The 17,020-nt window shown below is 66.9% G+C and carries 19 protein-coding genes; 8 read left to right on the forward strand and 11 right to left on the reverse strand.

The features are described 5' to 3' along the window. On the reverse strand, positions 1-543 hold the full coding sequence (locus KTJ87_RS09490; protein ID WP_407650483.1) for a gamma-glutamylcyclotransferase: 543 nt from the start codon (positions 541-543) through the stop codon (positions 1-3). Between the two features lie 64 nt (positions 544-607). On the opposite strand from KTJ87_RS09490, the gene KTJ87_RS09495 reads away from it, so the two are divergent. Continuing rightward, positions 608-1,609 carry a DUF2125 domain-containing protein gene (locus KTJ87_RS09495; RefSeq protein WP_267138878.1) on the forward strand — a complete coding sequence of 334 codons (1,002 nt, stop codon included), beginning with the start codon at positions 608-610 and terminating at the stop codon, positions 1,607-1,609. A 4-nt stretch (positions 1,610-1,613) separates the two neighbouring features. On the opposite strand, the gene KTJ87_RS09500 is transcribed toward KTJ87_RS09495, so the two are convergent. The 5 genes from KTJ87_RS09500 to lgt form a co-directional block, all read right to left on the reverse strand. After that, positions 1,614-2,408, reverse strand: coding sequence for a Hint domain-containing protein (locus KTJ87_RS09500; RefSeq protein WP_267138879.1), 795 nt, complete (start codon positions 2,406-2,408; stop codon positions 1,614-1,616). A gap of 205 nt (positions 2,409-2,613) precedes the next feature. Continuing rightward, positions 2,614-2,757 carry a hypothetical protein gene (locus tag KTJ87_RS09505; RefSeq protein WP_267138880.1) on the reverse strand — a complete coding sequence of 48 codons (144 nt, stop codon included), beginning with the start codon at positions 2,755-2,757 and terminating at the stop codon, positions 2,614-2,616. A 136-nt stretch (positions 2,758-2,893) separates the two neighbouring features. After that, positions 2,894-3,649: a peptidoglycan editing factor PgeF gene (gene pgeF / locus KTJ87_RS09510; RefSeq protein ID WP_267138881.1), complete on the reverse strand. Its 756-nt coding sequence runs from the start codon at positions 3,647-3,649 to the stop codon at positions 2,894-2,896. Further along, positions 3,646-4,713, reverse strand: coding sequence for a class I SAM-dependent methyltransferase (locus KTJ87_RS09515; RefSeq protein ID WP_267138882.1), 1,068 nt, complete (start codon positions 4,711-4,713; stop codon positions 3,646-3,648). Before KTJ87_RS09515 ends, pgeF begins: the two co-directional genes overlap by 4 nt. Further along, positions 4,710-5,594 (reverse strand): prolipoprotein diacylglyceryl transferase, encoded by an 885-nt coding sequence (lgt, locus tag KTJ87_RS09520; protein ID WP_267138883.1) that lies wholly within the window; start codon positions 5,592-5,594, stop codon positions 4,710-4,712. Before lgt ends, KTJ87_RS09515 begins: the two co-directional genes overlap by 4 nt. 93 nt (positions 5,595-5,687) lie before the next feature. Here lgt and KTJ87_RS09525 point away from each other — a divergent pair, with 93 nt between their 5' ends. From KTJ87_RS09525 to proC, 3 genes are all read left to right on the forward strand, one after another. Further along, the gene (locus KTJ87_RS09525) at positions 5,688-5,933 is read left to right on the forward strand and encodes an accessory factor UbiK family protein (protein ID WP_267138884.1); all 246 of its coding nucleotides are present in this window, start codon (positions 5,688-5,690) and stop codon (positions 5,931-5,933) included. Positions 5,934-6,224: 291 nt separating this feature from the next. After that, the gene (locus KTJ87_RS09530; RefSeq protein ID WP_267138885.1) at positions 6,225-6,725 is read left to right on the forward strand and encodes a type III secretion system chaperone family protein; all 501 of its coding nucleotides are present in this window, start codon (positions 6,225-6,227) and stop codon (positions 6,723-6,725) included. Positions 6,726-6,761: 36 nt separating this feature from the next. Continuing rightward, positions 6,762-7,574, forward strand: coding sequence for a pyrroline-5-carboxylate reductase (proC, locus tag KTJ87_RS09535; RefSeq protein WP_267138886.1), 813 nt, complete (start codon positions 6,762-6,764; stop codon positions 7,572-7,574). Here proC and KTJ87_RS09540 read toward each other — a convergent pair. Then, a complete protein-coding gene (locus tag KTJ87_RS09540; protein ID WP_267138887.1) occupies positions 7,563-8,366 on the reverse strand; it encodes a hypothetical protein in 804 nt (267 codons plus the stop codon). The genes proC and KTJ87_RS09540 overlap by 12 nt on opposite strands. Before the next feature lie 111 nt (positions 8,367-8,477). On the opposite strand from KTJ87_RS09540, the gene KTJ87_RS09545 reads away from it, so the two are divergent. After that, positions 8,478-8,816 (forward strand): tRNA-binding protein, encoded by a 339-nt coding sequence (locus KTJ87_RS09545; protein ID WP_267138888.1) that lies wholly within the window; start codon positions 8,478-8,480, stop codon positions 8,814-8,816. After that, on the forward strand, positions 8,816-9,763 hold the full coding sequence (locus KTJ87_RS09550; protein WP_267138889.1) for a 2-hydroxyacid dehydrogenase: 948 nt from the start codon (positions 8,816-8,818) through the stop codon (positions 9,761-9,763). The genes KTJ87_RS09545 and KTJ87_RS09550 overlap by 1 nt, the downstream gene beginning before the upstream one ends. Here the strand turns inward: KTJ87_RS09550 and KTJ87_RS09555 are convergent. Continuing rightward, positions 9,760-10,359 (reverse strand): thymidine kinase, encoded by a 600-nt coding sequence (locus KTJ87_RS09555; protein WP_267138890.1) that lies wholly within the window; start codon positions 10,357-10,359, stop codon positions 9,760-9,762. The genes KTJ87_RS09550 and KTJ87_RS09555 overlap by 4 nt on opposite strands. A gap of 59 nt (positions 10,360-10,418) precedes the next feature. Beyond that, complete coding sequence (locus KTJ87_RS09560; protein WP_267138891.1) at positions 10,419-11,588, reverse strand: HupE/UreJ family protein; 1,170 nt, start codon at positions 11,586-11,588, stop codon at positions 10,419-10,421. Here KTJ87_RS09560 and KTJ87_RS09565 point away from each other — a divergent pair. Both KTJ87_RS09565 and KTJ87_RS09570 read left to right on the forward strand, forming a co-directional pair. Next, positions 11,587-12,393, forward strand: a complete 807-nt coding sequence (locus KTJ87_RS09565) for a DUF4198 domain-containing protein (protein WP_267138892.1) — start codon at positions 11,587-11,589, stop codon at positions 12,391-12,393. The two genes, KTJ87_RS09560 and KTJ87_RS09565, sit on opposite strands and share 2 nt — an antisense overlap. A 70-nt stretch (positions 12,394-12,463) precedes the next feature. Continuing rightward, positions 12,464-12,940: a hemerythrin domain-containing protein gene (locus KTJ87_RS09570; RefSeq protein ID WP_267138893.1), complete on the forward strand. Its 477-nt coding sequence runs from the start codon at positions 12,464-12,466 to the stop codon at positions 12,938-12,940. 176 nt (positions 12,941-13,116) lie between these two features. Here the strand turns inward: KTJ87_RS09570 and lfb1 are convergent, their stop codons facing one another. Continuing rightward, the gene (lfb1, locus tag KTJ87_RS09575; protein ID WP_267138894.1) at positions 13,117-13,509 is read right to left on the reverse strand and encodes an LIC10280 family protein; all 393 of its coding nucleotides are present in this window, start codon (positions 13,507-13,509) and stop codon (positions 13,117-13,119) included. Positions 13,510-13,574: 65 nt separating this feature from the next. Beyond that, the gene (carB, locus tag KTJ87_RS09580) at positions 13,575-16,880 is read right to left on the reverse strand and encodes a carbamoyl-phosphate synthase large subunit (protein ID WP_267138895.1); all 3,306 of its coding nucleotides are present in this window, start codon (positions 16,878-16,880) and stop codon (positions 13,575-13,577) included. Positions 16,881-17,020 lie beyond the last annotated feature (140 nt).

The raw sequence follows: 17,020 nt of genomic DNA on the forward strand, positions 1-17,020 counted from the left end.
TCACACGTTATCGAGTGCCCTTACCCGCGTTTCCAGCCATGTAAGTTCCGCATCCTCTATTCCAAGGTCGCGCAAATGCGTTGCGGTATTGTAAAGATACTCGGTGTTCGGGCCGCGTCCGCCCACGGCACGGGCGATGATCTGCGCCTGATCCTCTAGCGGCAATCCCTTGCAATACTGCGCATGGCCGGTGTCGAGAACGTAGGTGACGGCCCGAACCTCGCGCCCGTCCTCCAGCATCAGCGGCAAGGAGCGTTCCAGATAGGCCGACGAGATCAGTTCGCGCGCGCGCAGGTAGTCCAGCGTCGCCTCGGTCTTCTGTGGCGCCACGCGAAAGCCAAGCCCGGTGCAGGCCGCGCCGGTTTCCTCGTGCAGCGCCAGCACGAGGCCCGGCGCCTCGGGCGTGCCGCGATGGTGAATCGAGCGCATCGAGAAACTGCGGCGATAGCCCGGCAGGGTGCCGATCACCGACTCCTCGAAGTCGAAGCCGGGGTTCCACGTCAGCGACGCGTAGCCGAACACCCAGAGCGGGGTCATGTCCATGTGACTGGTCCTTGTCATCGCGGGCCTATAAACACCGGGACGCTCCGGTGTGAAAGGGTTGCAGATGCGGAAACTGATCTGGGTGCTTCTGGCCTTGGCGGCGCTGTGGGGCGGATACTGGTTCATCGGGTCCACCGCCGTCGAACGCGGCATCGCGGGCTGGCTGGATGCACGCGCCGCCGAAGGCTGGGTGGCCGAGTATGACGATGTCACGACGCGCGGCTTTCCCAACCGCTTTGACACCACCGTGACGGGCATCCGTCTGGCGGACCCCGCGACCGGCGTTGCCTGGACCGCACCGTTCTTTCAGATGCTCGCGTTGTCTTACAAACCGAACCACATCATCGCGGTCTGGCCGAACGAGCAGAGCGTCGCCTCGCCGTTCGAGAAGGTCGCCGTCACCAGCGACGACATGCGCGGATCAGTGATATTCGAGGCAGGCACGGCGCTGACCCTGGACCATGCGACGTTCGTTCTGGACAATATCGCGTTGTCCTCGGACGCAGGGTGGCAAGCCAGCGCGACAAGCGCGCGGCTGGCCACCCGCCAGACCGCCGCCTTGCAGAATTCGCACGATATCGGGTTCGAAGCCGACACCGTGACGCTGACCGAAGGCTTCCGCGCCTCGGTCGATCCGGCGGGGGTGCTGCCGGACGCGGTTCAGCGGATGCGGATCGACGCGACTGTCGGTTTCGATGCGCCGTGGAACCGCTTTGCGATCGAGGATCGCCGCCCGCAGGTCACCCGGATCGAGTTGCGAGAGATGCAGGCGCGCTGGGGCGAGATGGACCTGCGCCTGGCGGGAGAGTTGGACGTGGATGCGGCCGGCGTTCCGACCGGCAAGATCACCGTGCGGGCCGAGAACTGGCGCCAGATGTTCGACATGGCCCGTGCAGCGGGGCTGATCCCCGACATGTTGGCCCCGACGGCCGAGCGGGGGCTGGCGGCACTGGCCGGGATGTCCGGCCAGCCCGAGACGCTGGACGCGCCGCTGACCTTTCGTAACGGGATCGTCGCCTTTGGGCCGATCCCGATCGGGCAGGCCCCGAACCTGACGATCCGCTAGGCGATCAGGCAGCGCGCACCCCGTGCCATGCGTCCTCGCTGATGCGGGGAAGGGCCAGCGGGCCGAACCGCCCCGGCTGGGCCGCGTGCGGGAACAGCGACAGGAACAGGCGCAGCGTCTCGTCGGTCAGTTGCCCCGCAAGCTCGCCTCCGGGGTGCATCGAATCGATGTCCAGCCCGTTGACGCTGATGATCTGGTGGCGCGCGAAGGCCAGGTGATAAACTGTCACCGGCGAGGCGGGCGTCACGCGGATCACGTTGTGGCCATCCTCGAACACCGGCAGCGGCACCAGCGCGCTGTCGCGGCCCACAAGGTCGGCAAGCGCCGGATTGCGCGTCACGAGGCGGGCATAGGGGCCAAGCACGAGGTCGGGCATCGGGCGTTGCGGGCCGAAGGCATCCATCGGGATGCGGTAAAGACAGGCGCGGCCGGTGGTGTCGTCGGCGCGCGGGATCAGCGTCATCGCGCCGCGCCAGACCAGCATCTGAAGCCCGTTGTCACGGGTTTCGATCCAGATGCCCGGTTGCAGGTCCTCGACCGCCATCGGTCCGTGCTCGGTGGACAGAAGCGTGCCGCGCGCCAGCGCCGCGAAGGCGGATTCAAACGCCGGATGGGCAGGGCCGCGCAGGATGTCATCGACATAGTCGCCGTCCGGCGTCAACGCGGTGATCTCGTAGCGCCGCATCGGCAGGGCTCGGGTTCCGTATTCGGTGGATTTCCGGACCGTCCAGGGCTGGGGCGCGAAGGTCGACAGGGGCGTGGCAGCGCCGCGATCGCCGGGCCGATGGGGGTATGTCATGCGAGCAGTCCTTGCGTTCCGTCACATCTGCCGCGGCCCCCACCGGATAAGCAGATATTAAACAATGTGGGTCGAGTGGGTTACTGTCAAAGCACAGAAGAAGCGTGTCGTGTCTTGGGCATCAATCCGGCGTCCGGTCCCCCGATTGTTCGGGTGGCAGCGACCGAACGCCGGTGTGATCGCGCGGCAGCGCGCGAATCGAAGGTCAGGCAGACGCGCGGCAGGGGTCCTGCGCAGAGTCTCGCGCGGCGACGAACGCGGCCCGGCGCGCGCCGCGCGTCCAGGGCATCTGCACGTCGCACTCGGCGGCTTCCTTTGTCGCGGCGACGATCCAGCGGCGGGTTTTCATGGTGTCATTCCTCTTCAATGTCGCGGAGCGATGCCTGTCGTTTCGCCCTTGGATGCAGACTGCTGGCGCAATCGGGCAAGCATGGGGCGATGAGCGATCTTTTCGCGGCCTTTCGAGGTGAAATTGTGGCAGGGCGTCACAGACGGATGGCGGCGATCAGGCGGCCATAGTCCGCTTCCTTTTCGTGCACCGAGCGGCGGTAGGAAAAGAACCGCAGCGGGTCGGAATAGGTGCAGTGCCGCGTCCATTCGGCGTGCGCGATGCCCGCCTCGCGCAATTTCAACAGGCCAAAGCCCGGCAGGTCGAAATGATACCGGTCCCCGGTGCCGTTGACGAAGAACCGCGAATACGCCGGGTCCTCGTCGTGAAACGCCTCGAAGAACTCCGGTCCGACCTCGTAGGCGCGCTGGCTGATCGAGGGGCCGATGACGGCGCGGATGTTGTCGCGCCGCGCCCCCAGCGCCTCCATCCGCTCGACCGTGGTTTCCAGAACGCCGTGCAGCGCGCCCTTCCAGCCGGCATGTGCCGCGCCAATCACGCCGCCCTCGGGGTCCGCGAACAGCACCGGCTGGCAATCCGCCGTCAGCACACACAGCGCCAGCCCCGGCTCTGACGTCACCAGCGCATCGGCTTGCCCGCGCGGCGTCTCGGCGTCTGCAATGGTCACGACATCAGCGGAATGCACCTGGTGCACGCCGACCAGCGCCTCGGGCGCGACGCCCATCGCATCGGACACACGGGCCCGGTTGATCTTGACGACATCGGACTGATCGGACGAGCCGAGGCCACAGTTCAGCCCGCTGAACACGCCGGAAGACGCGCCGCCGAGACGGGTAAAGAACCCGTGGCGCAAGGGCGCAAGCCGGTCCGAGGTGATGATGTCGAGCGTCATGTGCCCAGCCCGGGAAGCGTGGATGCGTCGTGCGGCGTGACCGAGATCACCTTGAACAGGCTCCCCATTTCCTGCGGGTGGGTCAAGCGCCGGTGTGCACAGACTTGCGCATCGAGCGCCGCGCCGGTCAACCCGTTGGCAAGCGCCTGCGCCCGTGCCGTTATTCCAAGCCGTTCCAGCCAGACGCCTTGCGGCGTCATCGCGCTGACCTGCGTCCTTGGCATCGCCTGAGCGAGCGCCTCGAAATCGACGTGCGCGGTCAGGTCGGCCTGCCCTGGATGCGCAAAGGGGTCGTCCGGCGCGTGGTCCTTCAGGGCCTGGAAGGTGTCTCCGATGGACCGCCAACCGCCATAGTCCACGATCAGCGCCGCACCGCCGTGATCGGCGATCCGGCGGCCGATCTCCTCGGCGATGGCGCCTGCCCCGGCGCGGGTCTCGACGATCTGGCCGGGAATGGTGTCGGCCAGCCGGTGCTCCAGCGCGGCCAGCGGGGCGGGTGCGGTCAGGCCAAGCGTCAGTCGGTCGCCCTCCAGCCCCACCACACGCTCCTGCCAGCCGCCGTCATGGCGCTGGAACTGCCGCACCGGTAGCGCGTCGAAGAATTCGTTGGCGATCAGCAGCAGCGGTATCTCGGGCACATCGGCGATGCTGTCGTGGAAGGTGATGACATGCGGTCCCGCCAGCGCGGCGGCCTGTGCGCCGCGCAGCACTGGCGACACCTCGACTAGATGCAGGCGCAGCGCGTCGTGAAAGCCGGGCACGCCGGATGTTGCACGCAAGGCATCGGCCATCAGCGCGCCGCGTCCCGGCCCCATCTCGACCAGTGCGACGGGGGCGGGACAGCCCTGATCCTGCCACGCCTGCGCGAGCGACAGGCCGACAAGCTCTCCGAACATCTGGCTGATTTCGGGCGCGGTGGTGAAATCGCCGGCGCGGCCAATGGGGTGGCCGGTGGTGTAATAGCCGTGCTTTGGGTGGAACAGGCATTCGGTCATGTAATCGGCAAGCGTGATCGGGCCTGTGGCTGCGATCCGCCGGGCGATCAGCGCGGCGAGCGGTGTCATGGTCTGCGGCGGGCCCAGAGGATCAGGGCGACACCGGCCAGCACCATCGGCAGGGACAGAAGCTGGCCCATGGTGATCCCGGTCTCGCCAAGGCGGACCACATGGCCCCAGGGATTGCCGGGCGTGATGAACTGCGCATCCGCCTGCCGGAAGTATTCAACGACAAAGCGCGCCGCGCCATAGCCCGCAAGGAACAGTCCGGTGACTTGTCCGGGCCGGCGTGTCCACCACCAGACGAAGGCCGCGACAAGCACCAGCGCGCCCAGCAGCAACCCTTCCAGTCCCGCCTCGTAAAGTTGCGAGGGATGGCGCGCGCAGGGGCCCTCGACGCCGGGACAAGTCTGCGCCGCCGCGCCCGGAAAGATCACGCCCCAGGGCAGGTTCGTCGGGCGGCCCCACAGCTCGGCGTTGATGAAGTTGGCGATGCGGCCCAGCAGCAGTCCGGCAGGCGTCGCGATGGCCAGCATGTCGGCGGCCGACAGCAGCCGCACGCTGTTGCGGCGGCAGAACCAGACCAGCGCTGCGACCACGCCCAGCATCCCGCCGTGGAACGACATCCCGCCGGTCCAGATCTTTACGATGTCCACCGGGTTCGCCAGGTAATAGCCCGGCTGGTAGAAGATGACGAAGCCCAGCCGCCCGCCGATGATGACGCCGAGGATCACCATGGTCAGAAGGTCGTCGACCTGTTGAGGGGTCATCGGCGCATGGCTGCCCGGCCAGATTTGCGGGCGCCGGACAGCGGCGACGGCAATGCGCCAGCCGATCAGGATGCCGACGATATAGGCCAGCGCATACCAGCGCAGATCAAAGGCGAAGCCGCCGATCTCGATCGTGAAGATCTCGGGCGAGAGGTCGGGAAAGGGGATGGCGGCAAGCATGAAAGGATGCAGACATTCTGGTGATCGGGAAGTCAACCTTGTGGAGAGGGAATGTCAGCGCCATATATCAGCCAAGCGACAGGAGGCCCCGCCATGCAGACACGCAACAAGATTTTCGACGACATCTCGCAACTGATGACCAATGCCATGGGCGTCGCGCAAGGCGCCAAGGACGAGGCCGAGACGGCGATGAAGGGGCTGGTTGACCGCTGGCTCGCCGACCGCGATTTCGTCACCCGCGAGGAATTCGACGCCGTGCGCGCGATGGCGCAGAAGGCGCGCGAAGAGAACGAGGCGCTGAAGGCCCGTCTTGACGCGCTGGAGAAGAAAAAGGGCTGACACCGGCCCAGGCCAAGGCGTGAGACACAACACGGGCGTGCCGCCGGGCGCGCCCGTTTTCGTTGGCACCTCCTGGCGCCTCGGTCCAACGTAACAGCCTTGCGAAGTTTTGTGGCGACAATGGGGCTTTCCACAACTTCCTGCGGTTACCCACAAAATAAAGCTTTACTCAGACTCCCGCAGGACACACCATATCTGGTAAGGGCGGCCTCTGTAACCGCCGCTCTTGGAGCAGGCACCAAGCCGTAGCGGACCAGCAGTGTTCGCAGGCGAAACCCAGAGAGGCCGCGCATGTCGCTTTCAGAGCAGTTCCTTTCGGACGACATCCACCCCATCGACATCGTCGAACATCTTGCCGAACATCAGGACTGGGACTTTGACCGCGTGTCGGACGACCAGATCGCGATGGCGGTCGAGGGGCAGTGGCGCACCTACTCGATCACGCTGGCCTGGACGCATTTCGACGAGACGCTTCGCCTGATCTGCACCTTCGAGATGGAGCCTCCCGAAGACCGTTTGCCGGCGCTCTACGAGACGCTCAACCGCACCAACGACACCTGCTGGGCGGGCGCGTTCAGCTACTGGCCGGAACAGCGCCTGATGGTCTACCGCTATGGCCTGATCCTTGCGGGCGGCCAGATGGCCAGCCCCGAGCAGATCGACCAGATGATCGGCGCCGCCGTCAGCGCGGCGGAACGCTACTACCCCGCGTTCCAGCTTGTCGCTTGGGGCAACCGAGAGCCGAAGGACGCGATGCAGGTCGCCATTGCACAGGCCTACGGGCGCGCCTAACCTCCGCCCCCTGAAGCGATTTGGGGGCGACGCACCATGGATATGAACGACATCGAACGCCGCGGCCTTGTCCTTATGGGCTGCGGCAAGATGGGATCGGCGATGCTGGCCGGATGGCTGGCGCGGGGCTTGCCTGCACCGTCCGTCACCGTGATCGACCCCAAGCCGACCGACTGGTTGCGCGCGCAGGGCACGCGCCTGAACGCCGACCTTCCAGCCGATCCTGCCATCGCCCTGATCGCGGTGAAGCCGCAGATGATGGGCGACGCGCTGCCCGGTCTGCGGGCGCTGGGCGGGGGCGGCACGCTGTTCGTCTCGATCGCCGCCGGAACCCCGATCGCCCGGTTCGAGGAGGCGCTTGGCGCCGGGTCGCCGATAATCCGCGCGATGCCGAACACGCCCGCCGCCGTAGGGCGCGGGATCACCGCGATCATCGGCAATGCGCAGGCGACGCCCGATCACATGTCCCTTGCCGAGACGCTTCTGTCGGCCGTGGGGCAGGTGGTGCAGCTCGATGATGAGGACCAGATGGACGCCGTCACCGCCGTGTCCGGGTCCGGCCCGGCCTATGTCTTCCACCTGATCGAGACGCTGGCCGCCGCGGGCGAGGCCGAGGGACTGCCGCCAGAGCTTGCCATGCAGCTTGCCAAGGCCACGGTGGGCGGCGCGGGGCAACTGGCCGAGGATGCGGTCGAGGACCCGTCGCAGCTGCGCGTCAACGTCACCAGCCCGCAAGGCACGACTGCCGCCGCGCTGGGCCTGCTGATGGATGAAGACAACGGATTTCCGGCGCTTCTGCGCCGCGCGGTCAAGGCCGCCGCCGACCGCTCTCGCGCGCTACGCGGCTAGGGCGGTCACGGGAGCGGCGACGGGATTGATCCCGTGCCGCCGACAGATCGCATCCAGATAGCTGGTCTTGGGCGGCAATCCGCAGAACGTCGTTTCGATCACCGACCGCGCGGCATCGGGCAGGGCGACGGTCAGCGTCCCCTTGGGTTCGATCCGGTCAAGCGGCACCAGCGTCGTCCAGAACAGCCCGCTCGCCGCCTCGCTGACCGGCGCGATGCGTTCGGTCGGCAGGCCGCGCTGCAACAGGTTCGCGCTTATCATCATGTGGGTCAGCAGCATCGTGCCGGTGGCGCCCTCGCGCAGGTCCTTCAGGGTCCATGTCTCGCCCGCCGCAATCTGCTCTTCCATGCGCCGCACGAAACGCGGACCGCGCCAGGGCATTATCGGAGGGTCCGCGTTCAGGAACTCAAGCGCCTCGGCCAGCGCGGACAGGTCGCCCGGCACACGCAGCACCAGCGGCGAGACGACATCAGGCGCGGACAGCCCGAACAGCACGTCATCGGCGGGCAGCGGCGCAACGCACAGCGCGCGCATGTCGAACCATGTGACATCGGCCTGCGCCAGCAGCGTCAGCCGGAAGATGTCAGTGAAAATCGCGGCGTCGTGCGCGTCAGGCAGATCGCGCGGGGGCAGGATATCCGCTGCCGAGACAAGATCGACGGCCCCTGGCACGCCCGCAACATCCCCGTAGGCGTAAAGCTGCACGTCATGGCCGTGGTCCACCCAGGACTGCAATACGACCTGTTCGATGAAACTGAGCCTGTCGCCAAGCCAGAGACTTGCGACCCGCATCCTGTGCGCCATACTGCCTGCCCGATCTTCTTGTTGTTCGCGCGGGTTTGCCCCGTCTGTGGATAACTTACCCGAAATCACCGAATCCGGCAACAGGATAGGACCCCAGCCGTGCCAGAGATCAGTTTCGAGCAATTCCTTGCAGTCGATATCCGCGCGGGCCGCATCGCGCGGGCAGAGCCGTTTCCCGAGGCGCGCAAGCCCGCCTTCAAGCTCTGGGTCGATCTTGGCCCGGACTTGGGAGTGCGGAAAAGTTCGGCCCAGATCACGGCGAATTATGCGCTCGATGACCTGCCGGGCCGCATGGTGATGGCGGTGGTGAACTTTCCGCCGCGCCAGATCGGGCCGTTCATGTCTGAAATCCTTGTGCTAGGAGTGCCCGACGCCGCCGGTGAGGTGGTCCTGATGACGCCCGAGCGGGACGTGCCGCCTGGAGGGAGGCTTTACTGATGAACCTGCTGATCACCCGCACCCTGCCGCAAAAGGTTCTGGACGCCGCGCGCGCCCGGTTCGACACCACGGTCCACGAGGGCGGCAAGCTGTCGCCGGACGAGGCGCGCGCGGCGCTGTCCGACTACGACCTCATCATCCCCACGCTCGGCGATGCCTTCGGCGCGGCGGCCTTCGAGGGGCCAGCGCCGCGCACCAGGGTGCTTGCGAACTTCGGTGTCGGCTATAACCACATCGACGCGCCCGCCGCCCGTGCCGCCGGGGTCGAGGTGACGAATACACCCGGCGTGCTGACCGATGCGACTGCCGACATCGCCATGACGCTGCTGCTGATGGCCGCCCGCCGCGCGTCCGAGGGCGAGCGCGTCGTGCGCGCGGGGGCGTGGAAGGGCTGGACGCCGACACAGATGCTGGGCCTGCACGTCACCGGCAAGACGGTCGGCATCGTCGGCATGGGACGCATCGGCAAGGCGGTGGCAAAGCGCTGCCACTACGGGTTCGACATGCCGGTGGTGTTTCACAACCGCTCGGCCGTTGCCGACCCCGGAATGCCCGCGCGGCAACTCGGCTCCCTGTCCGAGTTGATGGCGGCGGCCGATATCGTCGTCGTCTGCGTGCCGGGCGGGGCAGAGACGCGCCACCTGATCGACGCCGCTGTCCTGTCGCACATGCAGCCGCACGCCGTCTTCGTGAACATCGCACGGGGCGACGTGGTGGACGAGGCCGCGCTGATCGCCGCGCTGCAAGAGAGACGGATCGCCGCCGCCGGGCTTGATGTCTACGAGAACGAACCCGAGGTGCCTGAGGCCCTGCGCGCGCTGGAGAACACCGCGCTTCTGCCGCATCTGGGGACTGCCGCGCTGGAAATCCGCGAGGCGATGGGGATGCTGGCGCTCGACAACGCGACCGCCGTGGCCGAGGGCCGCAGCCCGCCGAACCCGGTCTAGAGCGGCCCGAACGGCGCCGCGTCGCCGGTTTCCTCGCGCCAGTGGCGGCGGCACAGCGCGACATAGGTCTCGTTGCCGCCGACCTGCACCTGCGCGCCGCCAATCAGCACCCGGCCCGCCGCATCCTTGCGCACCACCATCGTCGCTTTCTTGCCGCAGTGGCAGATCGTGCGCGCCTCACGCATCTCGTCGGCCAGCGCCAGAAGCGCGGAGGAGCCCGGGAACAGGTTGCCCAGGAAGTCCGTGCGCAGCCCGTAGCACATCACCGGCACCTTCAAGTCATCCACCGCGCGCGCCAGATGCCACACCTGCGCGTGGCTGAGAAACTGCGCCTCGTCGATGAAGACGCAGGCCATCGGCCCTTCTGCCTGCCGCGCGGCGATCTTGGCGAACATGTCCTCGCCGGCCGTGAAGGTGTCGGCCTCTGCATCGATCCCGATGCGCGAGGCGATGCGCCCGCGCCCGGCCCGGTGGTCAAGCTGCGCCGTGATAAGATAGGGCACCATGCCCCGTTCGCGGTAGTTATAGGCGGCCTGCAACAGCAGCGTCGACTTGCCCGCGTTCATCGTCGAGTAGTGAAAATAGAGCTTTGCCATGTGCCTGCCGCCGCCGTCCCATCGTCGGCGTTCCGGTTAGACCGGGCGGCGGCGGGGGTTCAAGCCAGAAACGTGCGTTCGACGAACCAGTAGGCCGCGACCGCCGCGATGGCGAGAGAGGCCGGAACGGCGATCCGCGACCGCCACCAAGGCTTGTTGCCGAACCAGTAGGCCAGCGTGATCCACGCCAGCAGGATCACCGACAACTGGCCAAGCTCGACCCCGACGTTGAAACCGATCAGCCCGGTGACGAAACGCGCCGGGTTCAGCCCGATGTCTCCCAAGACGGACGCAAAGCCCAATCCGTGCAGCAGGCCAAAGCCGAACACGATCGCCGTGCGCCACCAGTGCATCCGCGTGACAAGGACGTTCTCGACCGCGACATAGACGATGGACGCGGCGATCAGCGGCTCGACGATGGCGGGCGAGATCGTGACATACCCCAGCGTCGCCAGCGCCAGCGTCACGGTGTGCGCAGCGGTGAAGGCGGTGATCTGCAGGACCAGCGGGCGCAGCTGCAGCGAGAAGAAGAACAGCCCCAGCACGAACAGGATGTGGTCGAGGCCCTTGGGCACGATGTGTTCATACCCGATGAGGACGTAGCTGCCGAACGCGGCCAGCAGCCCGACATCCGCCACGCCGTCGCGCGGGATCGGATCCGACAACTGGCCGCCCGTCAGGTAACCGGAATACCCCTCGCCGTCGCCCGCGCCCTGCTGGCGCACCACCAGCGGGCCGTATTCGGCAATCCATCCGACCTGAAGGGGCGCGTCGCCGGGGGGCAGGTCGGCTGCGATGGTCAGCACGCTGTCGCGCGGCAACTCGGCGTTGCCGACGGGCGGAATGTCGGTCTCCACGATCTGCGGCACAAGGCGCGCGCCGTCCACTTCAAAGACGAAACCGTCCCGAATGTCCGGCCACGCCTCATCGAGCGCGGCGCGCAGGTCTGCCGGGGGCAGCGCGCGCAGCCGGTCGTAGCGCGCTGCGTTGGGCGACTCGTCGGTGTCGGACAGCCCCTGTAGATCGACCCCCGCCACCAGCGCCTCAAGCGCGAGCGTCACCTGTATCCGCGCCGTGCTGCCCTCCAGCGTCAGGTCGGCGATGGCTGGACGCACCTCATGTGCGCCGGACGGTGCCGCGAACGTGAGGGCGAGGGCCAGCAGTATGCTTGACACCACCCGCCGATAGACCAGCTTTGCCATGATCGAACCAGACCGGATACTCGCCATGCGCCTCAGAACCCTTGTTGCTTCCCTGATCCTTGCCGGAGCTAGCGCGCTTCCCGCCGCTGCCCACGAGTTCTGGATCTCGCCCGAGGCGTATCAGGTCGAGGCAGGGGGCACCATCACGGCGGCGATCCGGGTCGGTTCGGATTTCGAGGGGTCGAGCTATTCTTATATCCCGGACAACTTCCGCCGCTTCGATCTGGTGCAGGGCGACACCGTGGTGCCCGTGGAAGGGCGCATTGGCGACCGTCCGGCGCTGGCGATGGCGGCCCCCGGGGACGGGCTGTGGACCGTGGTCCATGTCACCACCGACACGCAGCTCAAGTACAAGGACTGGGACACCTTCGTGGGCTTCACCGAGCACAAGGATGTCACCTGGGCGCAAGAGCGCCATGTCGCACGGGGCCTGTCCATGGACAACGTGCGCGAGCAATACAGCCGCTATGGCAAGTCGCTAGTCGGTGTCGGCGATGCGGCGGGGCAGGACGTGCGGGTCGGTCTTCTGATCGAGATCGTGGCGGAGGCAAACCCCTACACCGCCGCGCTGAGCGAGATGCCGGTGCAGGTGTTCCACGACGGCGCCGTGCGCGCGGGCTCTCAGGTCGAGGTCTATTCCCGAGCCCCGGAGGGCGCGGTGTCGGTCACGCGCTACCGCACCGATGCCGAGGGGCGGGTGTCGTTTCCGGTCGAGGCCGGGCACGAGTACCTTGTCGACAGCGTGGTCCTGCGCGAGATCGAGAGCGGCACCGAGACCGGACCCGCGTGGGAATCGCTCTGGGCGTCGCTGACCTTCCGCATGCCCGGATAGGCGCGGAACAGCCCGCGGTCGGGCCGCGTTTCAGCCGGGACAGTACACCGGCTGAAGAAGGACCGATCCCATGCCCGACATTTTCGAGGTCATCAAGGGCGACCACGACAAGCACCGCGATCTGCTGGCCCGTATCGAGGACACCCCGGACGGCAGCAAGGACCGCAACATCGCCTGGCAGAACTTCTACTACGACGTGAAATCCCACGCCGCAGCCGAGGAAGAGACGTTCTATTCCAAGCTGATGTCCCAGCCCTGGGGGCAGGACGCCGCGCGGCATTCGGTGCACGAGCACCAACAGATGGACGACCTTCTGGAAAAGCTGAACGACATGGACATGGCCGCGCCCGAATGGCTCGAGACGTTCCGCAAGTTGCGGCACGACTACGAGCACCACATCGACGAGGAAGAGACCGAGATCTTCGCCCGCGCGCGCGAGGTCGTGGACAAGGCGGAGTGGGACCGGCACGGCGCGGACTTCGAGACGCGCAAGTCCCGCGAGCGCGAGATCGTCGATCAGAAGTCCGAGGACGCGTTGGAGGATTGAGGGGGGGAGCGGCGCTTGGGGCCATTTGGGCCCCCGCGCGCCGCATGGGGGCTTTGCCCCCAAACCCCCGCAGCATGGGGGCTCTGCCCCCAAACCCCCGGAGGTATTTGTGGACCAAAGATGGGAGGGTGCGGCCGGTCTGGTCAGGCTGCCGTGGTCCGGCCGATCTGGAATGGTCAGTCGGGCGTGGCGCGTTCCAGCGCGGTGCCGTCCGCCCAGGTGCCGTGAAGCGCGCCGTTCGGCATGACGACGTAGACGACCGGCGTCGTGCTGCCCCAGTCGATCGTGACGATGCGTCCCTCGATCAGTCCGGTTCCGGAATAGGCGCTGCCGACTTGCCAGTCGAAGCGCAGGTCTGAGGCCGACTGCGCCACGGACAGGCGCCCCGAATAGGCGGACCCGTCGGCGTTGCGGCCTTCGACCGAATAGCCGCCCGAGATGTCGATCACTTCGGCGGCGACTGTTGCGCTGCCTGCGCCTGTCGATGCGCTTTTCTTCTGCGCCTGGGCGGGCGCGGCGGCGGCGAGGATGGCAAGGCAGCAGGCAAGGGCTAGGCGTCGACTGGGCATGGCGCGTCTCCGTCAAGGGATGGCGCCAGAATGGCGGCTTGCCCCGTTACGGGCAAGCCCGCCGATCACCCTTGCAAACTGCGCACCTCGAACGCCCCTTCGCGGCGCGACTGCATCGCCAGGACCGCGGCGTGGCTGGCGGCGGCGGTCGTGTAGTAGGGGATCTTGTCGTAGAGCGCGACCGAGCGGATTTCGCGGCTGTCCTCGATCGCCTGCGCGCCCTCGGTCGTGTTCATCACGAGGCACACCTCGTCGTCCTTGAGCCGGTCGACGATGTTCGGGCGGCCCTCGTAGACCTTGTTCACCGTCTGCGCGGTGATGCCGCCCGCCTCGAAGAAGGCGGCGGTGCCGCGCGTGGCGAGGATGCCGAAGCCCATTTCGGTCAGGATCGTCGCCGTCTCGATCATCTCGGGGGTCTTGTCGGCATCGCGGATCGAGATGAAGACGGTGCCCTTGTGCGGCAGGTCGACGCCCGCGCCAAGCTGAGCCTTGAGGAAAGCGCGGGGGAAGGACCGGTCCCATCCCATCACCTCGCCGGTGGAGCGCATTTCCGGCCCCAGCAGCGTATCGACGCCGGGGAAGCGGGCGAAGGGCAACACCGCCTCTTTCACCGAGAACCACGGCATGTCGGGATCGGCCAGCGTCATCGGGTCGGCCATCGGGATCTCGCTGTCGATGCCGGCGTCCTTTTCATAGGGCGGGCGCAGCGGGAAGGCCGACATCGGCTCTCCGGCCATCAGGCGCGCGGCGATGGACGCGATGGCGCTGTCGGTGGCCTTGGCGACAAAGGGCACGGTGCGGCTGGCGCGGGGGTTCACCTCGAGGACGTATATGTCGTCGCCCTTGATCGCGAACTGCACGTTCATCAGGCCGACGACGTTCAGCGCGCGGGCCATCACCTCGGTCTGGCGTTTCAGTTCGGCCACGACATCGGCGGACAGCGAATAGGGCGGCAGCGAGCAGGCGCTGTCGCCGGAATGCACGCCCGCCTCTTCGATGTGCTGCATCACGCCCGCGACATGGACCGACGTGCCGTCCGACAGGGCGTCCACGTCCACCTCGACCGCGCCCGACAGGTAGCTGTCGAGAAGGACGGGGTTCTTGCCCGACACCACCACCGCATCGCGGATGTAGCGTTCGAGGTGCGCGTCGTCGCGGACGATCTCCATCGCGCGGCCGCCCAGAACGTAGGACGGGCGGATCACAAGCGGATAGCCGATTTCCTTGGCGATGGTCATCGCCTCGGCATCGGTGCGCGCCAGCGCGTTGCGCGGCTGTTTCAGGCCGTTCTGGATCAGCATCTGCTGGAACCGCTCGCGGTCCTCGGCCAGGTCGATCATGTCGGGCGAGGTGCCGAGGATCGGGATTCCCGCCGCTTCCAGATCGTTCGCCAGTTTCAGCGGGGTTTGCCCGCCGAACTGCACGATCACGCCGTGCAGTATGCCCGCGTCCTGCTCGACGCGCAGGATCTCCATCACATGCTCGAAGGTCAGCGGTTCGAAATACAGCCGGTCCGAGGTGTCGTAGTCGGTCGACACCGTCTCGGGGTTGCAGTTGATCATGATTGTCTCATAGCCAGCATCCGTCAGCGCATAGCAGGCGTGGCAGCAGCAATAGTCGAATTCGATGCCCTGACCGATCCGGTTCGGGCCGCCGCCGAGGATCACGACCTTCTTGCGGTCCGAGGGGCGCGCCTCGCATTCCACGTCGCCCATCACCGGGGCCTCGTAGGTGGAATACATGTAGGGCGTCTGCGCCTCGAACTCGGCGCCGCAGGTGTCGATGCGCTTGAACACCGCCGTGACGCCAAGGTTGTGGCGGGCGCGGCGCACCTGGTCTTCCTCGCGGCCGGTCAGCTTGGCGAGACGGGCATCGGTGAAGCCCATCATCTTCAGGCGGCGCAAGCCGTCCTCGGTCACGGGCAGGCCGCCCCGGCGCACTTCGGCCTCGGTGTCGACGATCTCGCGGATGCGCGACAGGAACCACGGATCATAGCTGGTGGCGGCCTGGATGGTGTCGTCGGTCAAGCCGTGGCGCATCGCCTGTGCGATCACGCGCAGCCGGTCGGGGGTCTGTTGCGACAGCGCGCGAATGATGGCGGCGGTGCCCTGCGGCGTGTCGCCCGCGCCGTCGATGGCGATCTCGTCAAAGCCCGACAACCCGGTCTCCATCGAGGCCAGCGCCTTCTGCATGCTCTCGTGGAAGGTCCGGCCAATGGCCATCGCCTCGCCCACCGATTTCATCGCTGTGGTCAGTTCCGGCTTGGAGCCGGGGAACTTCTCGAAGGCGAAGCGGGGGATCTTGGTCACGACATAATCGATGGTCGGCTCGAAGGACGCAGGCGTCACGCCGGTGATGTCGTTGTCCAGCTCATCCAGCGTGTAGCCCACGGCCAGCTTGGCGGCGATCTTGGCGATGGGAAAGCCGGTTGCCTTGGACGCCAGTGCCGACGAGCGGGACACGCGCGGGTTCATCTCGATCACGACCATGCGCCCGTCTTCGGGGTTGATCGCCCATTGCACGTTCGATCCGCCGGTCTCGACGCCGATCTCGCGCAGGACGGCGATGCTGCCGTTGCGCATGATCTGGTATTCCTTGTCGGTCAGCGTCAGGGCCGGGGCCACGGTGACGCTGTCGCCGGTGTGCACGCCCATCGGGTCGACGTTCTCGATGGCGCAGACGATGATGGCGTTGTCGGCGCGGTCGCGCACGACCTCCATCTCGAATTCCTTCCAGCCCAGAAGCGACTCGTCGATCAGGATCTGGCTGACGGGCGAGGCATCGAGGCCAGAGCGGCAGATGCGCAGGTAATCGTCGCGGTTATAGGCCACGCCGCCGCCGGTGCCGCCCAGCGTATAGGCGGGGCGGATGATCGCGGGCAGGCCGATGTGTTCCAGCGCCGCGACGCATTCCTCCATCGTCTCGGCGATGGTGGCCTTGGGGTTCTCGAGGCCGATGCGGTCCATCGCCTCGCGGAACAGCTTGCGGTCCTCGGCCATCTCGATGGCTTGCCGGTTGGCACCGATCAGCTCGACGCCGAACTTGTCCAGAACGCCCATGTCCGCCAGCTTGAGCGAGGTGTTCAGGCCGGTCTGCCCGCCCATCGTCGGCAAAAGCGCGTCCGGGCGTTCCTTTTCGATGATCTTGGCGACGACTTCGGGGGTGATCGGCTCGATATAGGTGGCATCCGCCAGCCCGGGGTCGGTCATGATCGTGGCGGGGTTCGAGTTGACGAGGATGACCCGGTAGCCTTCCTCGCGCAGCGCCTTGCAGGCCTGAGCCCCTGAATAGTCGAATTCGCAGGCCTGTCCGATGATGATGGGTCCCGCCCCGATGATCATGATCGACTTGATGTCGGTGCGCTTTGGCATGGGACCCTCTTTGATCGCTGTTGTGATCGGTTCTGTCGCGCCCGCCGCGGCGCGGTGGGCAAAATTGTGGCGGTTATAGACATGCGCGCGCCCCGTGCAAGGGGCGGTCCCCGGAAGGGTTGGGAATGCCGCACATGGCC

It is taken from the genome of Anianabacter salinae (genome assembly GCF_019061145.1).
GTDB classification, from domain to species: domain Bacteria; phylum Pseudomonadota; class Alphaproteobacteria; order Rhodobacterales; family Rhodobacteraceae; genus Anianibacter; species Anianibacter salinarum.